Here is a 24,674-nt window from a genome sequence, read left to right as displayed (position 1 = left end):
CTAGACGCTGGCGAGCACCCTCAGCTCGCCAGCAGTCTCTTAACGGCGGGCGCGCAGGCAATTTCGCCGCGGTTGAGGAAGGCCTCGTGGTGCTCTTCAACTTCCTCCAGATCGTAGTCGTAGTTCACCAGCAGGCCGGCAGACTGCTGCAGGCCCTTGGCGGACGTGTCACCCAGCCAGTTGAGCCGGGCCACACTGGCGCCGTTGCCCAGGTGAAAGCGCGCCACGGGGTCGAGTGGGGCAGTGCCGCGTTTTTCCCGCAGCAGGTAGCGTGCGCAGAGTCGCATCAGTAAGGGCTTCAGGCGTGCCTGCAGGGCCGTGTCTTCCAGCCAGCGCGGTGTGTCCAGGGCGGTGAGGAGCGAGGCATCTTCGGCTGAAAGCAGCGGTTGTTGATCGTTGGCCAGTACCGAGTTCAGCCATTTGCGGAATCCGGGTATGGGCGAAAGCGTGGCGAACTCGGTGAGTTGCGGCATGTCTTCCTTGAGGCGCATTACCACCTGTTTGATCAGGAAGTTACCGAAGCTGATGCCACGCAGGCCGGGTTGGCAGTTGCTGATGGAATAGAAAATCGCGGTACTGATGCGCTCCTGTGCAACGAGCCCCTCGTGAGGTGCGAGGATGGTTTGCACTGAACTGGATACCGCCGGGACAAGTGCGACTTCGACGAAAATCAGTGGCTCGTCCGGCAAAGCGGGGTGAAAAAAGCCGAAACAGCGCCGGTCTTTCGCATCCAGGCGTCGCCGCAGGTCGTCCCACCCCTGCATTTCATGCACGGCTTCGTATTCGATCAGCTTCTCCAGCACTGCTGCGGGGCTGTCCCAGTCCATGGTGCGCAGTTGCAGGAACCCCGGGTTGAACCAGGAGGTCAGTAGATGCTGCAGGTCGTCATCGACCAGGCGCAACTCCGGGTGCCCGGACAGGTGTTGTAGCAGGTCCTCGCGCATGTCAATGACGGTGCGAGTTCCGGTCGGCGCCATGTTGATGCGTCGGAACAGGGTCTGTCGCGGCGATTCAACCGCCTGCGCCAGGGCGCGGTAAGTCTCAGGTGTGAGCGCGCTGCGGTAGGCCTCGGCGCAGCGATTGATCAGTTCCGGGTCGGGGCTGTAGTCGCGTAATAACACGTTGAAGAATGTTTTTTTCTCATCGCCCTCGAGCGCGGCGTAGGCGTTAACCACCTCGTCGGCCAGGGCGATGCCCAGCGCCTCACCCTTGTTGGAGTACAGTTCGCTGCACAGGGACGCCATCGAATTGCGTTCCCGTGTGGATCGACGCAGCAGGTGTTTGCCTGCGGAGGCAACGGAGTTCAGCCAGCGGTTGATAACCATGCGGTGTTCCTGTGGGTGTATGCGGCGGCGCTACTGCCGGCAGCCCGCAGGCGCAGTGCAATGCACATCGTCTACGGTTTCGCTGTTGATGATGGACCGGACCCAGTCAACGGCGCTCACGCCATTGGTGCTGCGGCTGTAGAGCTCGCTGTAGCGCAGCAGCGTATGAAACTCCCCGGCGCTGACATAGCTGCGGAGTGAGGGGATATCGGCCTGTAACTCGGCGACGTTGGCATCCAGGCCGGGCAGCAGGTCGGCGGGGTAGCCGAGCATGCGCAGGAAATCTTCCTGTACGGCATCATAGGCGTGGTCAAACAGGTGAAAGCGTACCCCGGGTGCAGCGTCGGCGGCCAGCCGGTAGAGGTCTGGCATGGTGAGCGTCTCTGGGGTCTTGCCCCGGGTGTTATACCACTCGGGAAACGCCGCGAAGACATCCCACTGTTGCCATAATGCGGCGGGAGCCGGCAGACGATAGCCGCCCGCACCACCGGCGAAATGGGTGACGCGCACCCCGCTGTAGTGTCTCGCGACGATTGCGGCGAAGAGTGGGGATGACAGCGCACCCGCACTGCCGCCGGACACCACCAGGTGCTCGGCGGCAGGGAAGCTGCTGAAGAGGTACTCCAGCGCGGCGCTACTGTTCGCCCATCCCTGGTGTGCAATGCTGAACGTGCTGCCATCTTCCCGGGTGTATTCGCGATCTGTCGTGCCCAGGTGCACGTCCCCGGTGCAGTAGGATACAAAGATCTGAGACCAGTCCAGAAACGGATTTTCAGGGTTGTTCAGAGCAAAGGCGCCGTCATAGTGGCGTGGGTCGTTGCCTGCCTCTGTGTTGGCGAAGGGGCGGTAGGTGGGTTTCCCGCTGATATCGCAACTGCCCGCGTTCCAGCAGGCGCCGCCGCCATTGAAGAAAATCATGACTTTTTTCGGGTCCGCCCGGCGCACATGGAAGCTGTAGGGGGTGCCGGTGGCGCATTGTGTGGCGCCTCCGGGGTAAATGGTCTGCCAAGGATCGCTATCCCCCGCTGCGGCGAGAAACGGCGCACTGGCGAGCGCGCCACCGAGCAGGGCGCAGAAAACGGCTCGCAGCGCGCTCATGGTGCGGTTGCGTCGCGATCTGCGGCAATACACTCCACTTCAGCGCGAGCGCCGAGGCCCAGTCCCGTAGCGCCAAAGGCACTACGCGCCGGGTAGGGTGGCGTGAAGAAGCTCCGATAGACCTCGTTGAAAGCGCCCCAGTCGGCCATGTCTGCGAGCATCACGGTGCACTTGACGATATCACTCATGGCGAGGCCATTGGCTTTGAGCACGGTAGCGATGTTTTCCATGGTTTGCCGTGCTTCTGCCTCCATGCCTCCCTCTACCAGCTCCATCGTGCCGGGTTTAACCCCCAGCTGTCCCGAGAGGAAATACAGGTTCCCGACGCGAACCGCATCAGAGAAGGGCAGGTTCGCGGGTAGCGCACCACTGGCGTTGAGGAATTCAACCTCTGCGGCGTGCGAGCTTGACAGGGTGGTGACCGCCAACAGTGCGCTGGCGGCAAGTGTACGCAGGTGTTTACGCATCGAGAGAATCCTCAGGGCTATGAAGGGAGCAGCGCCAGACATTATCCCGGTTGCGCGGTGCAGTAAACAACCCTCACCTGTTCACTCGCGGTCAGAAGGCGTAGCGCAGCTTCACCCAGCCCTGTCTTCCGGGCTCATTGACGCGTACCGCTTCCGGGTTGAACGGGTCCAGATTGCCGGCGTTCACATGGTAGGCATAGGCCTTGTCAAAGACGTTCTCAACACCCGCCTCCAGTAGCAGCTGACCGGTCAGGTTCCAGTGGCCATAGAGATGCAGTACCCCAAAGCCCGGCGTGGCCTCATCAACGTCCACAGCAGGGTCGAAATGGTTCTGACGTTGTGCAGTGACCCACTCCAGTCCCAGTGCCCAGTCTGCGATCTGATAATCCAGGTTCAGGCGCGTTTCCAGGGGGGCAATCTGTGCCAGGTCGCCGTTGTCGCCGTGGCCGCGGGTGTAGGCGATGCCTATTCTGGCACGCCAGCGCTCGCTGATTTGGAGGGCGGCGTCGAGTTCCGAGCCAAACAGTGTGGCATCGATGTTGCGGTAGAGGTCGGCGCTGCCCTCAGCGTAGCGTTCGATATAATCGTCAACCTCATCCACGAACAGGCTTGCGTTCCAGCTCAACCGGCCGCTCTCATGCATCAGCGTCAGGTCCAGTTGCTGGTGGATTTCGGCGTCCAGTGTGGGGTTGCCCACCCAGAACGCGCCATTGGCGCTGCGCGCTATCCACTGTTCCGAGCTGTCCGGTGTGCGCACCGAGCGGCTCAGGTTCACACTCACCGTATGTGCCGGATCCAGGCGCCGGTCCCAGCCCAGCACCGCGCTGAGGCCGTAGTCATCGGTGCGTGTCTCGGTGGTGGTGTAGAACTGTTCGTAGAGGCGAATGGGCGTTGCACTGCCCATCATGCCGGCACTCAACGTGGCTTCACGCACCTGAGAATCGAACCGGTCCAGGCGCAGCCCAAGGCGCAGCGTGTCGTCTGGGCTGCTGCGATAGTCCATCTCCGCGAACAGTCCCGCCTGGCGCTGCTCGGCTGCAGGCCACATACGCGCGACCAGCATGTCGTAACTGCCATCCTTGCCCATGTCCATGTACAAGTCAGCGCTGCGGTCATTCGCGCGGTAGTCAATGCCGCTGCGCAGCTCGGCCTGCTGCGTTGTGACGGTCGCCAGCAACCGGCCGCCCCAGGTGGTCGAGGTCGACGGCGCTGCTGCGCCATTTGGCATCATGGAGCGGTTGCGTACGCTGTAGTTGTCCATCAGGTGGTCGACATCGCTGAGGTAGGCGGTCAGCTCCAGCGTGTCGATGGCGCCCACAGATTGCTGCACCCATTTGGCACTGGTGCTGGCCGAGTCGGCAAATACGGCATCCATGCCGTTGCCGGCATACCAGACATCATCTTCGCTGGCCTGCTCATGGCTGATTTCGAGGTAGGTGTTGGGGTGCAGATCAATGCCCGCAACCAACCCGGCGCTGGTCGAGTCAAAGGCTGATGCCACGCGATCGCCATTGCCGTCTTCGTAGTTGTTGGATTCCCGAATGGCACCGAAGACGCGTACGTAGCCTTTTTCGTTGCCGAGGGCGAAGTCCCCCCCCACGCTGCTCAGGTCCGAGTTGCCGGTGTAACCGGTCGTGAATGAACCGGTCATGCCATTGACGCCAAGCTCCGGGCGCAGGTGTTCAAAGATCAGCGTGCCGCCGCTGCCGCCCGCGCCGTAGATGACCGAGCGGTGGCCCTTGATCACGGACACGGAGTCGAAGCTGTCCACGCCAACATAGGTGCTTGGTGGGTCCATACGGCCGGGGCAGGCGCCGTAGCTGTAGGCCCCGTTGGCGATGACGTTGAGGTTACTCTGGCTCTGCCCGCGGATAATCGGGTCGAACCCGCGGCCGCCGCGACGCAGCGCCGTCATGCCGGTTACCGAGCGCAGCAGTTCGCCGGCGTCGTGAGTGGGGCGCGTAATGGGCGTCTCGCTGAGCAGCGTGTTGCCACCGGCAGGTTCTGCGCGCGCAGTCACCTCGACCAGCTCAATGGCCAGGTCGTGCCCCTGCACAGGAGCAACGAGGGCTGCACTGGCGAGAAATACGGCTGTCGCCAGCGCGTGGGGTGTGCGGTCCAGTGACATGGGTCGGTGTCCTCGTTGGCGTATTCGGGCGCACATTATAGAAATCCTCGCGCCCGGTGGAATGCGACATATTGGCGCACCTCTCACCCATTTGAAGGAGGACAAAACAACCTCGCCGATGCATTATCATGGGTTGTACGTTGCCCCGGAGTTGCTCCCATGACCTTGCCTTCCACGCCCGAACTGCAGCCGATTACGGAAAGTCCGGAGGTAATCGCCGACTATCTCAAGGAACTGAATACGGCAGCGCTGGTCATGTCAGTGGTGCATATGACGGGTGACACCGCCTTGCTGAACGCATTGCCGACACCGCGCACGCTGGACGTGGTGGCGGCCGGTGCCGAGGGCGGTGAGGATTTGCTGGAGGGCGGCTACACAGCGGCTCAGGTGGCGCAGGTACACCACTGGACACTGTCTGCGATTGCCGACTGGCAAGCGCGTGGTTGTCCTCTCGAACCGCTTACCGCTGACACCATTCAGGCCCTCTACCGCTTCATGTGTGGCGCGGACGTCGATCCCGAATACCTCGAGTTTATCGATGAAGAGGTGGCGCTAGACGGTGTTGACCGGCGCGGTCTGCAGTTTGATGATCCGGAGCTCAAGGCGCGCGCGGCACAGTTCCCCGTAGTCGTGATTGGCGCTGGCATGGGGGGAGTGCTGGCGGGCATACGGCTGGCGGAGGCCGGTATTCCTTACACCATTATTGAGAAGAATCCCGGCGTGGGTGGAACCTGGTTCGAGAACCGCTATCCGGGGTGCCGGGTCGATGTACCCGGGCACAGCTACAGTTACTCGTTTGCCCCCAATCATGCCTGGAGCAGCCACTTCCCACTGGCGGATGAAATTCGTGCGTACTTCGACAGCTGCGCGCGGCGTTTCGAGGTAACGCCCCATATTCGTTTTAGTACAGAGGTCGTGGCGGCGCATTACGATGAAGACACCGCCTGCTGGCAGGTACAGGTGCGGGATGGGCAGGGCGAGGAATCTGTGCTTTCGGCGCGCGCCGTTATCAGTGCAGTAGGCCAGCTGAATCGACCAAAAATGCCCGAGATTCCCGGCCTTGCTGATTTCGCCGGCCCGGTTGTGCACTCCGGCGCCTGGCCCGAGGGGCTGGACCTTGCCGGCAAGCGGGTGGCGGTCATCGGGTCGGGCGCCAGTGCGTTCCAGATCATCCCTGAACTGGCAGCGACCGCTTTACAACTGGTAGCGTTGCAGCGTTCACCGGTGTGGATGTTCCCGAACCCCGGCTACCACATCGAGGTGGGAGCAGGGCAGCGCTGGGCGCTGGAGAAACTGCCGTACTATTCCAAGTGGTACCGTTTCTGGCTGTTTTACACGTCGGTCGAGGGCGTTTATAACCAGACTCTGGTGGACCCTGAATGGCGCAGTACCCGCTCAGTGAGTGCCTCCAACGACGCCATGCGCGAAGCTCTCACCGCCTGGATACAGTCACAGATACAGGATCCGGACCTGCTGGAGAAGGTGCTGCCCACCTATCCCCCGTTTGGCAAACGTATTCTGCAGGACAACGGTTGCTATCTGGAGGCGCTGCAACGCGACAATGTGGAGGTGGTCACCACGGGTATCCGCGCTGTTGACGCGCAGGGTGTGCTGACCGAAGACGGGCGGCATCACGCGGTAGACGCCATTGTCTGCGCTACCGGTTTTCATGCGGACCGTTTTCTTTTCCCCATGCAATTCACCGGTCGCGGCGGTGTGCAGCTGAACACGCAGTGGGCGGAAACCAATGGTCGTGCCTATCTGGGCATTACGGTACCCAACTTCCCCAACCTGTTCTGCATTTACGGCCCCAACACCAACCTCGTGGTGGCCGGCAGTATCGCGCACAATGCGGAGTCCCAAGTGCACTATATTCTGGAGTGCATCCGCCTGTTATTGGAGGATGACCTGCAGAGCCTGGAGTGCCGCCAGGATGTGCACGACCGTTACAATGAGCGTGTTGATGCCGTGAATGCGGGTACGGCGTGGGGGTCACCGCTGGTCGATAACTGGTACAAGAACGCTTCGGGCCGAGTGACGGCCAATCTGCCCTTCCGTATCATCGATTACTGGAAGATGACTCGCCACGCAGACCCCGACGATTTCCTGTTGCAGTGAATGGCTCCCGGTGGCTGTGCAGCGTCCGGTAGCTCCAGTATTCTGTGTAAAATGCACTGCGTGTTCAGGCGCCGTTTGACGGCGCAACAATAAACGAGAGGGAAGGAGAGTCCCCATGCATCTGGGCTTCAGTTTCATGAACACCCCGCACGATCCGGACCCGCGCGACCTGGCGCGAGCGCTGGAGGAACGCGGCTTTGAATCCTTGTGGACCGGTGAACACAGCCACATCCCGGTTTCGCGAAAAACGCCGTATCCGGCAGGTGATGAATTGCCGGAAGCCTACAAGCTCATGGGTGACCCCTACATCACGTTAATGGCGGCGGCCTCGGTCACCACCACGCTGAAGCTGGGCACCGGTATCGCCCTGTTGATGGAGCGCGAACTGTTCTCCCAGGCCAAGACCATCGCCAGCCTCGATCGCCTCAGCGGCGGGCGGCTGATGATCGGCACCGGTGTCGGCTGGAACGAGGAAGAGTTTGCCAACTGCACACAGCAGCCCTGGGGTAAGCGCTACGGGGTGATGCGTGAGACGGTGATGGCGACCCGCGCGCTATGGCGCGACGACGAGGCGGAGTTCCACGGCGACTATATCGATTTCGACCCGGTCTGGTGCAACCCGAAACCGGCCCAGGCGGGGGGGCCGCCGGTGATTTTCGGCGCCATGGGACCACTCGGCGTGAAGCATGCCGCTCAGTGGGCAGACGGTTGGATGCCGGTAGATGTGGCCATGGGTGATGTGGCGGAAGGGCTCAGTGCGTTTCGCGCCCAGGTGTCGGCCAATGGTCGCGACCCGGACGCTGTGCCGGTGACCCTGCAAACGCTGATCACGCCCGACCTGGATACGCTAAAGCGTTACCGTGACATGGGCGTAGAGCGGGTGGTAATCGGTGTTGCCGTGGACATGTGGGATCAGCCTGAAAAAATCATGCCACTGATCGACAAGTTCGCCGGATTGATCCCGCAGATCAACGCCTGACGACGCTGCGGCAGGCGCTTGCGGGGGTTAAAGCCCCCCGCGCTCTGCGTAGTCCATGGCAAAGCCCACCAGTGTGCGCACACCCACAATCAGCGCATCTTCCTGCGCGGTGAAGAAGGGCGAGTGGTTGGACGGACGCTCGCTGCGCGGTACCGACGGGTCACCCACGCCCAGCATGATGAACATGCCGGGGATGTGTTCTTGGTAGTAGGAGAAGTCCTCCGCGCCGGTAATCAGGTTACCTTCGAAAACGCGGTCTTCCCCCGCCGCCCTGACCAGGGTTGGCATCATCTGGCGCAGTAACTGCGGGTCATTGCCGGTGACGGGCGTGGAGTAGGTGACATCGACGGTGGCACTGGCACCGTTCGCTTCGGCAATGGCTGTGACCGTTGCCCGCAGGCGCTCCAGCAAACGCTCTCGCTCACCGCGGTCGAAGGTTCTGACAGTGCCCAGCATCGTCACGTCATCGGGAATGATATTGCCGCGCACACCGCCTTGAATGCTACCAATGGTCAGCACGGCAGGGCCGCGGGTGATATCGATGTGGCGCCCGGGTATGCCCTGCAGCGCGCTCAGTACCTGGCCTGCCACGTAGATGGGGTCAACGCCCAGCCAGGGCGAGGAGCCGTGAGTCTGGCGTCCGGTGATGGTGATTTCAATACTGTCGGCCGCAGCCATAAAGCTGCCGCTGCGATACACCAGCGAGCCTGCATCATCGGGCCAGACGTGCAGGCCAATGATAGCCTCCGGTGCATCGGGGCCTTCCAGAACCCCCTCTTTTACCATCAGCGCTGCGCCGCCTTCCTCACCGGGCGGAGCGCCCTCCTCCGCGGGTTGGAAGATGAATTTGACGGTGCCGGCCAGCGCCTCGCGGTGTTGCGCCAGTATGTGTGCGGCGCCCATCAGCATGGCGACGTGGGTATCGTGGCCGCAGGCGTGCATGACCGGTACATCCTTGCCCATGTATTCGCCGCGGGCACTGGAAGCGAAGGGCAACCCGGTTTGCTCCTGCACGGGCAATCCATCCATGTCCGCGCGCAGCGCGATCACCGGCCCGGGCTTGCCGCCGTGCAGCGTGCCCACGACGCCTGTGTGTGCCACACCTGTTTCAACGGTGTCGAATTTCAGGGCGCGCAGGTGCTCCGCCACTTTCTCTGCGGTGCGGAATTCACGATTGGAGAGCTCGGGGTTCTGGTGCAGGTCACGGCGCCACTCAATGACGCGTGGCTCCACGGCGGCGTAGGCCGCATCGAGTGTTGCGTTATCGATTGCCGCCTGTACGGTGCCGACAGCGAACAGTATCGCGGCCGGGAAAAACAGTGATTTGAAGTGCATGAGCGCGTCCCCGCAGTGTCGTCGCTGTTGAGTGTAGCGTGACCGTCCGCGGGGTTGAAGGAAACGCGCATAAAAAAGGGGGCATACGCCCCCAAGGTCTCCTTGTCGTTGATGGCTGCTCAGCGGTGACCGATGTGCCCGCGTGCGCTGCGGTGCCGCTCGCGGCAGCTGCTGTCATGATGATCGTGTGCCAGGCTATAGGTCAGGGCTGAGCCCAGCAAAAAGGCGCCTACGGTGTGCCGACGTCTATCGCTGTGCGAATACACTTCCCTGCGCCAGTGGCGCAGATCGTTCTCGTATCGATGCTTGTAGGCGTGCCCAGGGTAGTGTCGATGGTTGTGCTGCAGGACGACCTTGTGGCCTGTGGAGTGATAGTGCTTGAACGTCCTGTGAGCTGGATCCGGCCCCGCGACCGCGGAGGCCGAACCCAGCAACGCGAGCAACGCGGAAATAACCAGGGGTTTGTGCATGCTTGTACTCCTTCTATCGGTGCCTGTGATGGCCATACTGGCGCCTGCCGCCTGAACCGGGCCTGAATGCAGGGCGTCTTGTTTGCCGGGTGCATTCAGCTGCGGTTCAGCTTGTAGGGACTAACCTGCTCGCGTTGGAAATTCCGGGGGCGCCAGCCAGCGCTACCGCGGAGGGGGCCGCATCTGGCACACTGTCGTGCGGTGTGTCTGGCGTCTGCCGGAAGGAGTAACGCGTGAGGGCCATGATGGGTAAACGTATAGGCGTGTTCCTGCTGCTTGCTTGTGTGCTGGTCGTTGCTGGCGGTTGGCTTGCGCCTGCGCCGGCAGCGGCGCAACAGGCGGGCGCCAGTGCCCAGAAAACCACCATGACCCCGCGCGAAGCCGCGGCAAAGGCGCGGGCACAGCACGGTGGCAAGGTGCTCAATGTTTCCCGTCAGGGCGGCGTCTATCGGGTGAAGCTCTTGCTCGACTCGGGCCGAGTGATCACTGTTACGGTCAAGGGCTGACAGTTGCGCATGCTGGTAGTGGAGGACGACGCCCGGCTGCGTGTACGGCTGGCGGCGCACTTCAGCGCACAGGGCTGGGTGGTGGATGAGGCGCAGAAGGGGGCGGAGGCGGACTATCTCGTGCGTGAGTTCCCCTGTGACCTGGCGATCGTGGACCTGGGCTTGCCCGACGTGCCCGGTGTCGAACTGATTTCCCGTTGGCGCCTCGCCGGTCAGGTGTTTCCCGTACTCGTGCTTACCGCGCGCGCGGATTGGCAGGAAAAAGTGCAGGGACTCGAAGCCGGTGCCGACGACTACGTCACCAAGCCTTTTTATCTGGAAGAACTTGAAGCGCGGGTGAACGCGCTGTTGCGGCGCGTGTCCGGGCGCACAACCGAGCGGGTGGATTACGGGCCTGTTGCTATCGATTTCAGCGCGCGAACGGTCAGCCTCAATAACGTGGCACTGGAGCTCACTGCGTATGAGTACAACACGCTGGCCTATCTGGCTCATCGCGCGGGTACTGTGGTGTCCAAAACCGAGCTGACGGAACACCTCTATCAACAGGACCATGATCGTGACAGCAATGTGATTGAGGTGTTTGTTGGACGGCTGCGGCGCAAGCTGGACCCCGGTGGGCAGCTGCAGCCGATTGAAACCGTGCGTGGTGCCGGCTACCGGTTTGCACTTGTGCCGGTGGCACGGTGAGAAGTGGGCTCTCGCTCGCAGCGCGTCTCGCTTTGGCCAGCGCGCTGCTGTTGCCGTTGTTTCTGGGGGCTACCGGCTGGTTTCTCGAACGCAGTCATCGCTTGAGCCTGGAGGCGGCGCAGGCCGAGCGCCTGGAGCTACAGCTCCTCAACCTGTTGGCGCAGGCAGAGTTTGACGCCGTGCTGGAAATGCCGGTCGATCTGCTTGAGCCGCGTCTGGCGCAACCCGGCTCGGGGTTCTACGCGCTGATAAGCGATGCATCCGGCAGCTTGTTATGGTCGTCTCGTTCTGCCCTCGGCCTGGATCTCGGCACAATACAACTGGCAATGCCTCCCCTGCGTCCTGGCGGGAGCGCCAGCGCCCGGATCAATGGGTTGCTGCGTGTTTCGCTGCAGGTACTCTGGGAAACGCCCTCCCGGGCGGATGTGCCCCTGCGCTTCACGGTGCTGGAGACAACCGCACCGATTGAGGCGGATCTGGCGCAATACAGGCGCAGCCTGCTGCTCTGGCTGGGCGGCTCCGCGCTCGCCTTGCTGGCCTGCCAGTTGCTCATACTGGGTTGGGGGCTGCGTCCCCTGCGGGCGCTGGCAGCGGATATCGCGCAGCTGGAGGCGGGCGAAACAGCGTTGCTACAGCGACCCTATCCACGTGAGGTGCAGGTGCTCACGCGCAATCTGAACACGCTTTTACTGGGTGAGCAGCAACGGCGGGAGCGGGTGCGGCGCACCCTGGGTGACCTGGCGCACAGCCTGAAGACGCCCCTGGCGGTGATTCGAACAGCGGATCCGCATGCCCTGGACTATCCAGCCGTGGTAGCGGAACAGACCGACCGCATGGAGGAAATCGTCAATTATCAATTGCAGCGCGCCACCGGCGGCAGTGCGCGCCTGCTGCAGCGGGTACCGGTAGCACCGGTATTGGAACGACTGCGCGACAGCCTGCTCAAAGTGTACGCGGGGCGCGCGCTCGATATGCAGCTGTTGGTAGAAACCGGGTGCATGTTTCGCGGTGACGAGCGAGACCTCATGGAGATGCTCGGCAACCTGATGGACAACGCCTGCAAGTACGCCCGGCGCCGTATTCGCATCAGCGCTGCGGGTGGAGACGAGAACCCGCTGGACATTATCGTGGAGGATGACGGGCCGGGTGTCGCGCCGGCCCTGTGTCGGGCGATTCTGCAACGCGGCTTTCGTGCGGATAGCCGTGGCGAGGGCCAGGGTATTGGCCTGTCAGTAACGGCGGACATCGCCGCGAGCTATCAGGGTGGCCTGACGATTGATTCAGCCGGACAGGGCGGGGCGCGCGTCCGGTTGCGTTTTAATTGATGGCCTGGGGCCATTTTTGCTGGAGGAAGAAAACATGATGAAAAACTGGCTGATTCACGGTTATATGCTGCTACTTTTCTCGTTGGGGCTCGCACTGCCGGCCGCCGCCGCGGAGACCGCTCCCTATCCACAGATCCGCGTCAGCGGTGAGGGGGTGGCCAGCCTCGCGCCGGACATTGCAGTGCTGTCGCTTGCCGTCACCCGCGAGGCCCCAACGGCCCAGCAGGCTCTGGACGCAAGCTCATCGGCTATGAGAGAGGTGCTTGCGGCCCTGCGCAAGGCGGGTATCGAGGAGCGTGACCTGCAAACGGAGCAGTTTGCCATTCAGCCACGCTACCGTGATGAACCGGCGCAGGTGAAGGGTGAGCCCTCCGCACCGCGTATCGTCGGTTACACCGTGAGCAACGCGCTCAGTGTGCGCGTGCGCGATCTTGGCAGACTGGGAGGCATCATAGACATGTCGGTGCGTCTCGGCGTGAATCAGGGTGGCGGAATCCGTTTCCTGAACGAAGATCCGGCCGCGGCGCTGAGCGCGGCACGCAGTGCCGCCATGCAGGACGCCCTGTCCAGGGCCCGTACCCTCACCGCGGCAGCCGATGTGGGCCTGGGCAGAATTCTCGAAATATCCGAGCAATCCTATCAGCCCCGCCCAATGATGATGGCGAGAACAGAGATGATGGCGGATGCGGGCTCCGTCCCCATTGCCGGCGGTGAGAACAGCTACCGGGTGACGGTAAATGTCACGTTCGCCCTGGAGCAGTGAGCGGCCGCAAAAAAATTCAGGCTTGCAGGGAATAAGCGGCGTTGGTCGTACGTCTTAGATGTGAAAGTGGAGTGAAACACTACTTAGAGGGGGCGGCGAAGCGCCGATTGGGTAGTGGCTTGTGCACTTCGGTGCCCAGTCACACGGCCTTCCCCGCCAGCCTCCATTTTCGTTGGAAGTCCGCTGAACCTCAGCAAGCAGAAGGTGCTAACCAACCGGCTGAATGTGAAGGGAATGAGACGTTCAACGCCTCAGGACAGGATGGGGAACGCTAGCCCCCCAGCCCTGGAACTACAGGGTTTATTGCCAGCTTCTGGTAATAAGCCCTGCTTCTCTTTTTGCCCCTGCCGCATCACCACTCGCATTGGTCTCCACGAAGGTGGCGATCGGGTCGCTGTCTGCCGCGCTCGCCGGACGGTAGGCGTCACCCTCGGCATCGTGCATGATCGTTTGCGTCGTGGCGACACGGGTTTCCCACTGGCCGTCGTTGCGACAGGCAACGCCGCGAACGGTTTTCTCCGGGTTGTGCAGCAGGTATTCGCGACACCAGCTGCCGTCCTGGCTGGGGAAGCTGAGTACGGGGCGCAAGCGGCTGCCATCGGGCAGGATTTCCCAGCCATCGGCGCTGGAGGGCACCTTTTCCAGAGCGGCGGAAAGCAGTGCTGCGGAGTTGCTCTGCGGTTCCTGCTGCCACTGCGGAACCAGCAACAGAGCCGCCGCGGCAACCAGTGATGCCGCCACGGCGAAACCGCGGGCCCCGCCGTGGGTAAAGCGGTGCAGGCGGTGTGGCTCGGAATTGATGGTGACGGGCGTTGTATCCAGCAGGGATTGAACAGGTTCAGGCAGGGGGCGGGCGGTATTGGCGGCGTGCAGCGTGTCGTGCAGTTGCTGTTGCAGCGCCTGCATTGCCTGCAGGTTGGCTGCCAGAGTGGGCTCCTGTGCCAGGCGCTGCTCACAGGCCTCGCGCGCCGCCTGTGGCAACTCGCCATCCAGGTACGCTGACAGTAATTCCCAGTCCTGTTTCGTTGTGGTGCTTTTCACATCGTCCTCAATCCGGGGTATCCCGGTTCTTCAGCAGCGTTGCCCTCGCTCGGGCGATCCTGCTCATGATGGTGCCCACCGGCACCTCCAGTATGTCTGCGGCCTCGGCGTAGCTCTTGCCTTCTACCGCCACCAGTGAGAGCGCCATTCGCTGCTCCGGCGGCAGTGCACTGAGCGCCACAGAGACCGCTTCCAGGGCGCGCTCGACATCCGCGTCGTCCTCGGCAGAGGGTGCTTCGTCCGTGTCCCATGCCATCTGCAATGGGTAGCGCTGGCGCACTTCACGCGAGCGCAGCTCATCGATCCAGGCGTTTCTGCACACGCGATACGCCCATTTCGCTGCATCGGCATCCTCCGGCATGCCTTTTTCCAGGATACGTTCTACAGTGGCCTGCAGCAGATCGTCGGCGTCGGCCGGCGTTCCGCTCAGGGACAGGCAGAACCGGCGCAAGCTGCCTAGCTCCGCCATCAGAACTTCTCGCTGTGAGTGGCTCAGCGATGGCATAATGATCCTGTTACTGGAGATGACGATTAGCCGCCGGATTCTATTCCATTTGGGGGAATTAATCGCGCTATGATTCGTCTTTACTATAGATGGCGTTTGCCATGTGGAGGGTGAAAGCCGTGCGACAGTCTACCGGAATGTCCGTTTTGCAGGTTGTGAGTCACGAAGCGAGCTGCTTGCTTCGCGTTGGCTCGCGCTTCATTACGGCGTGCACGTTCGCCGCCGTCATTGCCCTGCTCGCGCCCGCTGCCGTGAATGCCCAGGTGCCCTGCTGCCTGGATGAAGATGAGTTCGCGGAATACATCGACGAGTCCATAGAAGAAGAAGTCGCCGAGAACGTCGAAGAGGAGGTGGTCGACAACCTTGAAGAGGAGCTCGAGGTTGCCGTCGACCAGGCCGTTGGCGAGACCATCGAGGACTCCATTGAAGATTCAATCGAGGAGACCATCGACGAGTCGGTGGAGAAGTCGGTCGAGGAAACCGTCGCCGACAGCGTCGAGGAGTCGGTGGAAGATGCGGTGGAAACCAGTGTTGAAGAATCGGTAGCGGGTGCCGTCGAGGAAGCAGTCGAAACCACGGTAGAGGAATCGGTCGCGGGGGCGGTAGAGGACTCCGTCGAGACCACGGTCGAGCAGAATGTCGCCAGTGCCGTCGAGAAATCCGTTGAGGAGACGGTCGAGCAGTCGGTGACCGCTTCAGTAGAAAGTGAGGTCGAGGTCGGCATTGCAGCGGCCATCGAGGAACGCCTGGAGAGCGAAATCGCCACCGTACTGGAAGACCTTGAAAGCCAGCTGGAAATCGACGAGGCCCGCATCAAGACGCAGCAGTGGCTGGTGATGGCCGAGCCGGAGGTATTCGATGAGCTGGCGGTGAAGGGGTATCTGTTTGATCGTGTTACCGACTTGCCGGGTATGGGCCTCTTGCTGGCAGAGGTCGAGGCGCCATCGAGTTTCGAGATCTACGACGTGCGGGAAGGCGTGATCGACGTGGTCGGCCGCGGACGCGCAGAGGTTGACCTGAATCATATCTACACTGCGGGAGCCCCGGTGCATCACACCGTCGAGGGCGCCAGTCCGCGCAACGTGCTGCATTTCCCCGCCGGAATGGATGATCTGGCGCTGCGTTTGGGCATGATCGACAGCCTTGTCGATACGGCGCACCCGGCGCTGCAGAAAGCGAATATCCACAGTCGTGCGTTCGCCTCCGAGGGTGCAGTATTGCCCGCTTTCCACGGCACGGCCATCGCCTCGATTTTTGCCGGCCGTGATACGGATTATGTCGGGCTGGCCCCCAGCGCCGAATTGTATGCGGCTGCCGTGTTCGAGCAGGATGCCGCGCGGGGTGAAATCGCCAGCACAGTGAGCCTGGTGCGCGCCCTAGACTGGCTGATTTCGTCCGGTGTCGACGTGGTGAATATCTCCCTTGCCGGCCCGCCAAATCGCTTGCTGGAAAAGGCGCTCAGCCGCGCTGCAGGTCGCGGGGTGCTGATTCTTGCGGCAGCCGGTAACGGTGGGCCCATGGCCAAGCCCATGTACCCGGCGGCCTATTCATCGGTGATGGCGGTGACGGCGGTTGACTCACACGGGCGTGTGTTCCGGCTGGCGAACCGCGGCGATTATGTGGATCTTGCCGCACCCGGTGTTGGCCTGTTGCATGCCCGCTCCGGCGGTGGCTATGCCACCTCGTCGGGCACTTCGTTTGCGGTACCCTTCGTAGCCACCGCCGCCGCCAGGTTGCGTTTGCTCACGCCCTACGAGGATGTGCGCGAGGCGTTGCTCAGTAGCGTGCAGGACGAGGGTGTGCCCGGGCGAGATGACGTTTACGGCTACGGTGTACTGCGCGTAAACGGCTGATCACCAGCGGTAGACGTAGCGGCTGCCGACGATTCCCTGGTCGAAGTCACTGATGGGGAAATTGGATTGGTAGTCACCGTAAGCCAGGTATAGCTGCAGGGCGCCCTGTTTGGTCACTGGGTACTCCAGGTCGATCTGCACCCGGTGGCGTTCGTCCTTGCGCGGTTCACCCTCTATGCTGCCAATGCCCGGCGTTACGCCGCTGTAGTCGCGGTTTTCATAGCGGTACGCCATTTCCACCTTGAGTACTTTGCGGCCAACATCCACGCGGCGAATGTAACGCAGTTTGGCCGCGTGGGAGGTAAAGTCCAGGCGCTCGAGATTGGCGTCTTCATCGCGGAACCGGTAACCCATGTTGTAGTAGCTGCGCAGTCCCCGGGCAAAAAAGTAGAGGTCGATTTCCCCGGTGTGCGTTGTGGCATCGCGCTCCGCTCTCTCCTTGATCTGCTTGTCGGAAAACACGTAGGCCACGCGGCTGAACCATTTCTGGCTGAGAAAGCCCGAGACATAGGGCGAGGCCCGGTACAGTTCCAGAAAGCCGTTGCCGTCGAGCAGGGAGTTGACGTAGAAAGTCGAGAATCCGGCGTCGAAGCTACCGGGCTGGGTCTTGAGGTTGGCACCAACAATATGCGTTTGCCTGTTCAGGTCTGAAAAGTCCTGATACATATCCTGATTGAAGTCGTAGGTCAGGCGCAGGTCGGTTTTCGGACTGAAGTAGGTACGCATGCCCACCTTGCCTTCAAGGGTGGCGGCCGCATCGCCTTCCCGAGTACTGGCGTCCAGTTCATCAATGGTGACGTTGGTATCGTACTCGGCACCAATACCGAGCTCGGCAAAATAACGGGTTGCCGGGATTGCAGGTGCTTCCTCTTCGGCTGCGACACCCATAGACATCAAGCACGCAGTCAGGGTGACGACTCCGGACAGGTGAATGCTCGGCTGTTGCATGCCAAGGGTCCTGATGGCGGTCGAGACGGAAATGCGAGACTAACCAATGCCAGCCTGTGCGACAAGGCCTTGCGCCGCGCCGCCGCGTGTGCTCATTGATCAATGCGCAGTGGAGCGACGCGCGGTTTGCCCCGAGGGCCACAACCGCGCAGAATGCATTCCCTCATTCAGGAGAGCTGTGCTGCGTGCCATTGCCGATTCCCTACCTTCCCCACCTGCGCAATCCGACTGTGCTGAGCATGGGGCTCGCGCCGCTGAATACGCGCACCTGGATTGAGCCGGATGACGCGCTGCCACGTTTCTTCCGGCATAAGCAGGCCGTACGCAGCAGGCTCGGCTCCCGGGTGTTTCGCGCACTCCCGGCGTCCTTGCCGGCGCAGCGTGAGGCCAGTCAGCTGCTTGCGGCACACCTCGAACGTGATCATCCCGCGTTTTATCGCAGGGACGGGGCGTTTCTGCACTCTGCGGCAGGCGCTATCAGTGTCGAGGCGCAGAGTGCTGAGCCGCTTTGGGCCATCTCCCTGGCCGTTGCCGATGATCTCTTGCTGCTGCAGCAGCGCGATGATGAGTATCTGTTAACCGCTGCCAGCCTCTGCAGCCCGAGCCACTGGCGCCTGGAAGACAAATTCGAGCAGCCGCTGACCGCCATTCACGGTGATGTTCCCGGGTTTGCGCATGCACTGCAGCCCCGCGTGAACCGCTTCCTGCAGCATCTGCGCCCCGAGCATCCCGTGGTGCGGTTCAACTGGGGCTTGCAGTGCGGGGATGCCCTCTGCGTCAGGGAGGGTGGCACAGCGTTAGGGCCGTTGCATTACCGCTGCGAACGCCAATCATTGCGTCGCCTACCCGACACAGCCGCGATTCTCTTCACGATACGCGTGTATCTGTTTCCGCTCGCTGCCCTGGCTTCGGTTCCCGATGCGATACCCTCTTTATTGCAGGCGGTTGATGCCTGCCCGACTGAGCTAGCGGTGTATAAGGGATTTGACCGCATAGAAAGGGAATTGGCGTTCTACCGGAGTGCGCATGGCTGATCTCGCCTGGTGGCAAATGACCCTGATCGGGCTGCTCTTTATCTGGGGCGGTTTTGTGCGCTCGGGTCTTGGCTTCGGTGGAGCGGTGCTCACCTTGCCCTTTTTGCTGATGGTGTATAACGCACCGCTGGTTTATCTGCCCATCATCTCTGTGCATTTACTGTTCTTTTCCGGGCTGACCATTGTGCAGGCGCATGTGCGGGGACGCGGAGCCACCCGCAGCGACCCCGGCACCGTGAACTGGCCTTTTCTGCGCTACGCCCTGGCGCTGATGCTGGTGCCTAAACTCATCGGTGTAGCCGGTGTGCTGACACTGCCGGCATCGGTGGTCAGCAGTTTCATTTTCGTGGTGGTCGGTGTCTATGCCGTCAGTTACATCCTGCAACGACCCTTCAAGAGCAACAGTCGGCGGGTAGATGCCGGCCTGCTCATGTTGGGTGGTTACGTCAGTGGCACATCCCTGATTGCTGCACCGCTGGTGGTGCCCGTAGCGGCGAGCCGGGTGGCCCGTCACGAACTGCGCGATACGCTATTTGTACTCTGGTTTGTACTCGTCGCCATAAAGCTGGCCGCCTTTGCCTGGACGGGTGTCGACCTGCAGTGGCGGCAGCACCTCTGGCTGCTGCCCTGCGCTGCCATCGGCCATGTGTTGGGCCTGCGCTTTCATGCCTATACCCTGCGCGCCGATACCGCAGTGTTTTTCCGCGTGCTCGGCGCTGGCCTGCTGGCGGTCAGCCTGGTTGGGCTGGCTCGGATGATAAGCCAGCTGCTGCACTGATCCCCGCCGCGGTTACAGGGTCAGACTTTTGGTTTGCGTTTGCCTGGCTTGTGGTCGGGCTTGCCGGTGCGCTTGCGCACTGCCGCCGGCTTGTCGTTACCAGCCGGCGTTCCCCCCTGGTCCCGCTGCAGGTTCAGCTTCTGTCCGCTCACCCAGACATTGCGCAGATGATCGAAGATCTCTTCGGGCATGCCCTCGGGCAGGTCGACGGTGCTGTGGCTGTCGTGGATGATAATGCGGCCGATGTGTTCGCTGTCGATATCCGCTTCATTGGCGATGGCACCAACAATGTTGCCCGGCTTGACCCCGTGCGTGTGGCCGACGGCAATGCGGAACCGTTCCATACCTTTTGCCAGTTCGCTGTCGCGCTCTTGCCGCCGCGGCTTGTCGCGTGGTTCGCGGGCTTCCCGCGGTGGCCGGGTATCGCCACGTGACGGCTTTTCACGTCCGACCGCTACCGGGGATGAGGGGCTGTTCTGCGCGGTGGGTGCAGGGCTATCGGCTTTGCCGCCGGCCAACAGCACCAGCGCTGCGGCGACATCCAGCATGGGCACGCCGTATTCATGCTGGTAGTCGCTGACCAGCTTGCGCGCGGCGTCCAGATCGCGTGTGTCCAGTGTCTCTGTGATCTGTTGCTTGAAACGGTCACTGCGTTTGTCCTGAACCTCCTGCGCACTGGGTAACTGCATGGGTTCGATAACATTGGAGGTGGCACGCTCAATGGCTTTGAGCAGGCGGCGCTCGCGGTTGGCGGCGAACAGGATGGCCTCACCCTTGCGCCCGGCACGGCCGGTGCGGCCAATGCGGTGTACGTAGGCTTCTACATCCTGCGGAATGTCGTAGTTGATGACGTGGCTGATGCGCTCGACATCCAGTCCGCGCGCCGCAACATCGGTGGCCACCAGAATATCCAGACCGCCATTCTTCAGGCGTTCCACGGTTTTTTCGCGCTGTTGCTGCGGAATATCGCCGTTCAGGGGCGCCGCTGAATAGCCGCGGGCGGCAAGCTTTTCAGCCAGTTCCGTAGTGGCGATGCGGGTGCGCACGAACATGATAATGGCGTCGAAGTCTTCCATTTCCAGAATGCGGGTGAGGGCATCCAGCTTGTGCACGCCGGCCATCATCCACACGCGTTGACGGATGGCTTCGTTGGCCATCGATTTCACCTGAATGGTGATTTCTTTGGGTGATTTCAGGTGTTGCTGTGCAATGCGGCGAATGGCCGTGGGCATGGTGGCGGAAAACAGGGCCACCTGGCGCGTGGGTGGTGTCTGCTCCAGAATCCATTCGACATCATCAATGAAGCCCATGCGCAGCATTTCGTCGGCCTCGTCCAGGACCAGCGAGCGCAGTCCGCGCAAGTCCAATGAGCCGCGACGCATATGGTCCATGACACGCCCCGGTGTACCCACGATCACATGCACACCACGCTGCAACTGGCGCAACTGGCCGCGGTAGTCGGAGCCCCCGTAAATGGGCAGAACATGAAACCCGGGCAGGTAGGCGGCGTATTTCTGGAAGGCTTCAGCCACCTGAATGGCCAGTTCCCGCGTGGGAGTGAGCACCATGACCTGGGGCGTTTTCTGCTTGACGTCCAGCCCGGCGAGCAGCGGCAGGGCGAAGGCCGCCGTCTTGCCTGTGCCGGTCTGCGCTTGCCCTACCAGGTCACAGCCCTCCAGCAGCGGTGGTATGGTGCGTGCCTGAATCGCCGACGGCGTTTCGTAGCCAACCGCGGTCAGTGCGCGCAGGAGGAAATCGGGCAGGTTCAGGTCCGCGAAGCGAGTCGCGTCAGGGAGTTCGGCGGTCATGGGGAGTACCTTGGGGGTGGGGCGATCAACGGGGCGATAGTATACAGGCTATCGCCGAGGCGACAACGCGGCTGCAGCGTGAATATGCCGTGTTCGGGAGCGTGTGTGCGCTTCAGCGGGGCCCCACCTCGGCTATACTGGCAGTCATTACTCACTTGTGGAGAACCCTGTATGTCGCAACCCACTACGGTCAGAGACTGCATGCACCGCCAACCGCTCACCATACGGCCGGATGCAAATCTGGTAGAGGCGGTGAATATTATCACCGAGCACGGCCTCACGGGGCTCACGGTCACCGATGCCACGGGCGCGGTGCAGGGTGTGCTCTCCGAGCTGGATTGCCTGCGCGGCATATTGACCTCCATCTACAACGATGGAGATCCCGAGCACGCGCTGGTCAGCGAGGTGATGACATCGATGGTCAATGCCTGCAGTGCGCAGGACAGCATCGTGGAAGTGGCGCAATCCATGCTGGAGACCCGTCAGCGCCGCCGCCCCGTGGTTGAGGACGGCGTGCTGGTGGGACAGGTGAGCTCACGAAACATCCTTTGGGCGTTGATGGAACACTCCCGGCGGCGCTTTCGCGAGCAGCGTGGATAAGCTATTTGCTGCGCTTCACTCCCCCTTTGCGGCTGTGCCGGCTAGCCGGCGCAGGACGTAGTGCAGGATGCCGCCGTGGCGGTAATAGCTGAATTCATTGGGTGTGTCGATGCGGATGAGAGCCCGGAATTCGCTCTCCTTGCTGTCTTTACTGCGCACCTGCACGGTAACGTGTTTCTGTCCAGGCTCGACCGCGGCAATGCTGAACTGTTCCTCGCCCGTCAGGCCCAGTGTTTCCGCATTCTCTCCTTCACTGAACTGTAGTGGCAGTATGCCCATGCCTACCAGGTTGGAGCGGTGAATACGTTCGAAGCTCTCGGCAATGACAACGCGCACGCCCAGCAGCGATGGCCCTTTCGCCGCCCAGTCCCGAGACGATCCCGTGCCGTATTCCTTGCCGGCGAGAACCAGCAGCGGGACGTCTTCTTCGCGGTAGCGCTCCGCGGCCTCGAAAATGGACATTTGCTCGCCGTTGAGGAAGCAGGTGGTCCAGCTGCCCTCGGTGCCCGGCGCCAGCACGTTGCGCAGCCGGATATTGGCGAACGTGCCGCGCATCATCACCTCGTGATTGCCGCGGCGAGAGCCGTAGGAGTTGAAATCATCCACCGCAATATCGCGGCCCTGCAGGTACTGGCCGGCGGGGCTGTCCGGTGCGATGGCGCCCGCCGGTGAGATGTGATCGGTGGTGACGCTGTCGCCCACCATCACCAGGCAGCGGGCCGCATTGATGGCCTGTACGTCAGCCGCCTGCGGTGGCATGCCGTCGAAAAAGGTGGGCTTGCGCACGTAACTGGATTCCGGCCAGGGGTAGCGTTCGCTGTCGGCCACGGGGAGGTCATTCCAGATCGTGTTGCCGCTGTAGACGTCGGCATATTTCTCTCTGAACATCCCCGCGTTTACGGCACCGTCGACAATGTCGCGAATTTCTGCGTTGCTCGGCCACAGATCGGCAAGCGTCACCGGGTTGCCGTCCGCATCCTCACCCAGCGCATCGTTGAACAGATCGACATCCATGTTGCCGGCCAGTGCATAGGCGACAACCAGCGGTGGCGAAGCCAGGTAGTTGGCACGCACATCCTGGTGTATGCGGCCCTCGAAATTGCGGTTGCCGGACAGCACCGAAGTCACCAGCAGGTTGCCCTTGGCGATGGCGGCGCTGATGTCGTCCGGCAGCGGCCCCGAATTGCCGATGCAGGTGGTGCAGCCGTACCCCACGAGGTAGAAGCCGAGGGCCTCCAGGTCGTCCATGAGCCCCGTCTTCTCCAGATACTCAGTGACGACTTTGGAGCCGGGCGCGAGGCTGGTCTTTACCCAGGGGCGGGAGCGCAGGCCCAGCGCCCGGGCCTTGCGTGCAACCAGACCGGCCGCAACGAGCACGGCGGGGTTGGAGGTGTTGGTGCAACTGGTGATGGCCGCAATGACCACGGCACCGTGCTGCAGCTGGAATGATTCCCCCCCGCGTTGCACGGTTATGCCGTTCAGGGCGGTGGCCTCCTCGTCATTGACCGTGCCACCCTCCTGCTCCCAGCCGCCTTCATCCTCCGATACCACGGTGAGGTCCTGGAATTCCTGCAGCACCTGCGTAAACGCCTGCTTGGCCTTGTTCACCGGCACCCGGTCCTGGGGTCTTTTCGGGCCCGCAATGCAGGGTTCAACGTTGCCGAGGTCCAGCGTGAGTGTGGCACTATAGCGGGCGTCCACGCTATTCGCGTCGTGCCAGAGCCCCATGGCCTTCATGTAGCGCTCCACCAGCTCCAGCTGTTCCTCACTGCGACCGGTGAGGCGCAAATACTTCACGGTTTCCTCATCGACCGGGAAAATGCCGCAGGTCGCGCCATACTCCGGTGCCATGTTGGCGATGGTGGCGCGGTCTGCCAGGCTCAAATGGGCGAGACCGGGGCCAAAGAACTCGACGAACTTGCCGACCACGCCGTGCTTGCGCAGTTGTTCGGTGACGGTGAGCACCAGGTCGGTAGCAGTTGCCCCTTCAGGCAGCTGGCCCTGCAAGCGAAATCCAACCACCTCCGGGATCAGCATGGTCACGGGCTGACCGAGCATGGCGGCCTCCGCTTCAATGCCCCCCACACCCCAGCCGAGTACACCGAGGCCGTTGATCATGGTGGTGTGCGAATCGGTGCCAACCAGTGTATCCGGGTACGCCAGGGTCTTGCCGTCCTGTTCCGCACTGAACACGCCGCGCGCCAGGAATTCGAGGTTGACCTGATGCACAATGCCCGTGCCGGGCGGCACCACCTTGAAGTTGTCGAAGGCCTCCTGCCCCCAGCGCAGGAACTGGTAGCGTTCCCGGTTGCGCTCGATTTCAACCGCCGTATTGCGCTCCAGAGAGTCCTCCCCACCAAAATAATCGACCATGACCGAGTGGTCGATGACCAATTCAACGGGTGATAGCGGGTTGATCTTGCCCGGTTCGCCGCCAAGGTCCACCATGGCATCGCGCATTACGGCAAGGTCCACGATGGCCGGCACACCGGTGAAATCCTGCAACAGCACCCTGGCGGGCACAAATGCGATCTCCTGGCTCGGCGGTGCATCGGGGTCCCATTGCGTCAGCGCCTCAATATCGGCGTCGGTGACGTAGGGTTCGTTGCCATGGCGCAGGAGGTTTTCCAGCAGCAGCTTGAGGGAGTAGGGCAGGGTTTGTGTGTCGCCGCCGGCGCCATCCAGTGGGAAGATGGTATAGCGTGTGCCGTCCACATCCAGGGACTGCTCCCTGCGGTATTTTGTACTCATGCTGATACCTCTCATTCGAGTGAACAAGCGGGAACCTTGCGTCCCGTTCAGTTACCCTAGCACAGGTCAGCGCGTCTGGCAGATTGAGACGACCGGGCGTGCTTTGCGTAAGCTTGTATCATCAGCGGGGCAGCCACTGCGGCGGTGCCGACCTT

Annotated in this window: 21 protein-coding genes; 10 read left to right on the top strand and 11 right to left on the bottom strand. The window is 62.0% G+C overall.

What is annotated here, in order from left to right; all coding sequences use genetic code 11:
• Positions 1-20: 20 nt before the first annotated feature.
• The 4 genes from EGJ68_RS14045 to EGJ68_RS14030 form a co-directional block, all read right to left on the bottom strand.
• Positions 21-1,325 (bottom strand): malonyl-CoA decarboxylase, encoded by a 1,305-nt coding sequence (locus EGJ68_RS14045; RefSeq protein ID WP_233248833.1) that lies wholly within the window; start codon positions 1,323-1,325, stop codon positions 21-23.
• Positions 1,326-1,355: 30 nt separating this feature from the next.
• Positions 1,356-2,423, bottom strand: a complete 1,068-nt coding sequence (locus EGJ68_RS14040) for a pectin acetylesterase-family hydrolase (RefSeq protein ID WP_123035187.1) — start codon at positions 2,421-2,423, stop codon at positions 1,356-1,358.
• The gene (locus EGJ68_RS14035; protein ID WP_123035186.1) at positions 2,420-2,890 is read right to left on the bottom strand and encodes a RidA family protein; all 471 of its coding nucleotides are present in this window, start codon (positions 2,888-2,890) and stop codon (positions 2,420-2,422) included. The genes EGJ68_RS14040 and EGJ68_RS14035 overlap by 4 nt, the downstream gene beginning before the upstream one ends.
• Before the next feature lie 91 nt (positions 2,891-2,981).
• On the bottom strand, positions 2,982-5,018 hold the full coding sequence (locus tag EGJ68_RS14030) for a TonB-dependent receptor domain-containing protein (protein ID WP_158283673.1): 2,037 nt from the start codon (positions 5,016-5,018) through the stop codon (positions 2,982-2,984).
• Between the two features lie 159 nt (positions 5,019-5,177).
• Here EGJ68_RS14030 and EGJ68_RS14025 point away from each other — a divergent pair, with 159 nt between their 5' ends.
• Together EGJ68_RS14025 and EGJ68_RS14020 are read left to right on the top strand one after the other, a co-directional pair.
• A complete protein-coding gene (locus EGJ68_RS14025; RefSeq protein WP_123035184.1) occupies positions 5,178-7,136 on the top strand; it encodes a flavin-containing monooxygenase in 1,959 nt (652 codons plus the stop codon).
• 115 nt (positions 7,137-7,251) lie between these two features.
• The gene (locus EGJ68_RS14020; protein ID WP_123035183.1) at positions 7,252-8,115 is read left to right on the top strand and encodes an LLM class F420-dependent oxidoreductase; all 864 of its coding nucleotides are present in this window, start codon (positions 7,252-7,254) and stop codon (positions 8,113-8,115) included.
• A 27-nt stretch (positions 8,116-8,142) separates the two neighbouring features.
• On the opposite strand, the gene EGJ68_RS14015 is transcribed toward EGJ68_RS14020, so the two are convergent.
• Positions 8,143-9,450, bottom strand: coding sequence for an amidohydrolase (locus tag EGJ68_RS14015; protein WP_123035182.1), 1,308 nt, complete (start codon positions 9,448-9,450; stop codon positions 8,143-8,145).
• A gap of 119 nt (positions 9,451-9,569) precedes the next feature.
• Entirely contained in the window at positions 9,570-9,920 is a 351-nt protein-coding gene (locus tag EGJ68_RS14010) for a hypothetical protein (RefSeq protein ID WP_123035181.1), read from the bottom strand.
• Positions 9,921-10,162: 242 nt separating this feature from the next.
• Between EGJ68_RS14010 and EGJ68_RS14005 the strand changes: the two genes are divergently transcribed.
• From EGJ68_RS14005 to EGJ68_RS13990, 4 genes are read left to right on the top strand one after another with little or no spacing between them, the layout of a single operon-like run.
• Positions 10,163-10,426 (top strand): PepSY domain-containing protein, encoded by a 264-nt coding sequence (locus EGJ68_RS14005; RefSeq protein ID WP_123035180.1) that lies wholly within the window; start codon positions 10,163-10,165, stop codon positions 10,424-10,426.
• 3 nt (positions 10,427-10,429) lie between these two features.
• Positions 10,430-11,113, top strand: coding sequence for a response regulator transcription factor (locus EGJ68_RS14000; RefSeq protein WP_123035179.1), 684 nt, complete (start codon positions 10,430-10,432; stop codon positions 11,111-11,113).
• Positions 11,110-12,438 carry an ATP-binding protein gene (locus EGJ68_RS13995; RefSeq protein ID WP_158283671.1) on the top strand — a complete coding sequence of 443 codons (1,329 nt, stop codon included), beginning with the start codon at positions 11,110-11,112 and terminating at the stop codon, positions 12,436-12,438. Before EGJ68_RS14000 ends, EGJ68_RS13995 begins: the two co-directional genes overlap by 4 nt.
• A gap of 34 nt (positions 12,439-12,472) precedes the next feature.
• Positions 12,473-13,201 (top strand): SIMPL domain-containing protein, encoded by a 729-nt coding sequence (locus EGJ68_RS13990; RefSeq protein ID WP_199228054.1) that lies wholly within the window; start codon positions 12,473-12,475, stop codon positions 13,199-13,201.
• Positions 13,202-13,501: 300 nt separating this feature from the next.
• Here the strand turns inward: EGJ68_RS13990 and EGJ68_RS13985 are convergent, their stop codons facing one another.
• Entirely contained in the window at positions 13,502-14,242 is a 741-nt protein-coding gene (locus EGJ68_RS13985) for a hypothetical protein (RefSeq protein ID WP_123035177.1), read from the bottom strand.
• A gap of 7 nt (positions 14,243-14,249) precedes the next feature.
• On the bottom strand, positions 14,250-14,711 hold the full coding sequence (locus tag EGJ68_RS13980) for an RNA polymerase sigma factor (protein ID WP_233248832.1): 462 nt from the start codon (positions 14,709-14,711) through the stop codon (positions 14,250-14,252).
• Between the two features lie 155 nt (positions 14,712-14,866).
• On the opposite strand from EGJ68_RS13980, the gene EGJ68_RS13975 reads away from it, so the two are divergent.
• Positions 14,867-16,600, top strand: a complete 1,734-nt coding sequence (locus EGJ68_RS13975) for a S8 family serine peptidase (RefSeq protein ID WP_233248831.1) — start codon at positions 14,867-14,869, stop codon at positions 16,598-16,600.
• Here the strand turns inward: EGJ68_RS13975 and EGJ68_RS13970 are convergent, their stop codons facing one another.
• Positions 16,601-17,548: a surface lipoprotein assembly modifier gene (locus EGJ68_RS13970; RefSeq protein ID WP_233248830.1), complete on the bottom strand. Its 948-nt coding sequence runs from the start codon at positions 17,546-17,548 to the stop codon at positions 16,601-16,603.
• A 185-nt stretch (positions 17,549-17,733) separates the two neighbouring features.
• On the opposite strand from EGJ68_RS13970, the gene EGJ68_RS13965 reads away from it, so the two are divergent.
• Positions 17,734-18,582 (top strand): heme-dependent oxidative N-demethylase family protein, encoded by an 849-nt coding sequence (locus EGJ68_RS13965; RefSeq protein ID WP_123035173.1) that lies wholly within the window; start codon positions 17,734-17,736, stop codon positions 18,580-18,582.
• Positions 18,575-19,360: a TSUP family transporter gene (locus tag EGJ68_RS13960; RefSeq protein ID WP_123035172.1), complete on the top strand. Its 786-nt coding sequence runs from the start codon at positions 18,575-18,577 to the stop codon at positions 19,358-19,360. Before EGJ68_RS13965 ends, EGJ68_RS13960 begins: the two co-directional genes overlap by 8 nt.
• Before the next feature lie 20 nt (positions 19,361-19,380).
• Here the strand turns inward: EGJ68_RS13960 and EGJ68_RS13955 are convergent, their stop codons facing one another.
• Positions 19,381-21,168 (bottom strand): DEAD/DEAH box helicase, encoded by a 1,788-nt coding sequence (locus EGJ68_RS13955; protein WP_123035171.1) that lies wholly within the window; start codon positions 21,166-21,168, stop codon positions 19,381-19,383.
• A 171-nt stretch (positions 21,169-21,339) separates the two neighbouring features.
• Between EGJ68_RS13955 and EGJ68_RS13950 the strand changes: the two genes are divergently transcribed.
• Positions 21,340-21,768 carry a CBS domain-containing protein gene (locus EGJ68_RS13950; protein WP_233248829.1) on the top strand — a complete coding sequence of 143 codons (429 nt, stop codon included), beginning with the start codon at positions 21,340-21,342 and terminating at the stop codon, positions 21,766-21,768.
• A 15-nt stretch (positions 21,769-21,783) separates the two neighbouring features.
• Here the strand turns inward: EGJ68_RS13950 and acnA are convergent, their stop codons facing one another.
• A complete protein-coding gene (gene acnA / locus EGJ68_RS13945) occupies positions 21,784-24,519 on the bottom strand; it encodes an aconitate hydratase AcnA (protein WP_123035170.1) in 2,736 nt (911 codons plus the stop codon).
• Between the last annotated feature and the right edge of the window lie 155 nt (positions 24,520-24,674).

This window comes from Haliea alexandrii (assembly GCF_003719295.1).
GTDB lineage: Bacteria > Pseudomonadota > Gammaproteobacteria > Pseudomonadales > Halieaceae > Haliea > Haliea alexandrii.
Note: the sequence above shows the minus strand (reverse complement) of the source record. Positions and strands in the feature narration are given on the sequence as shown.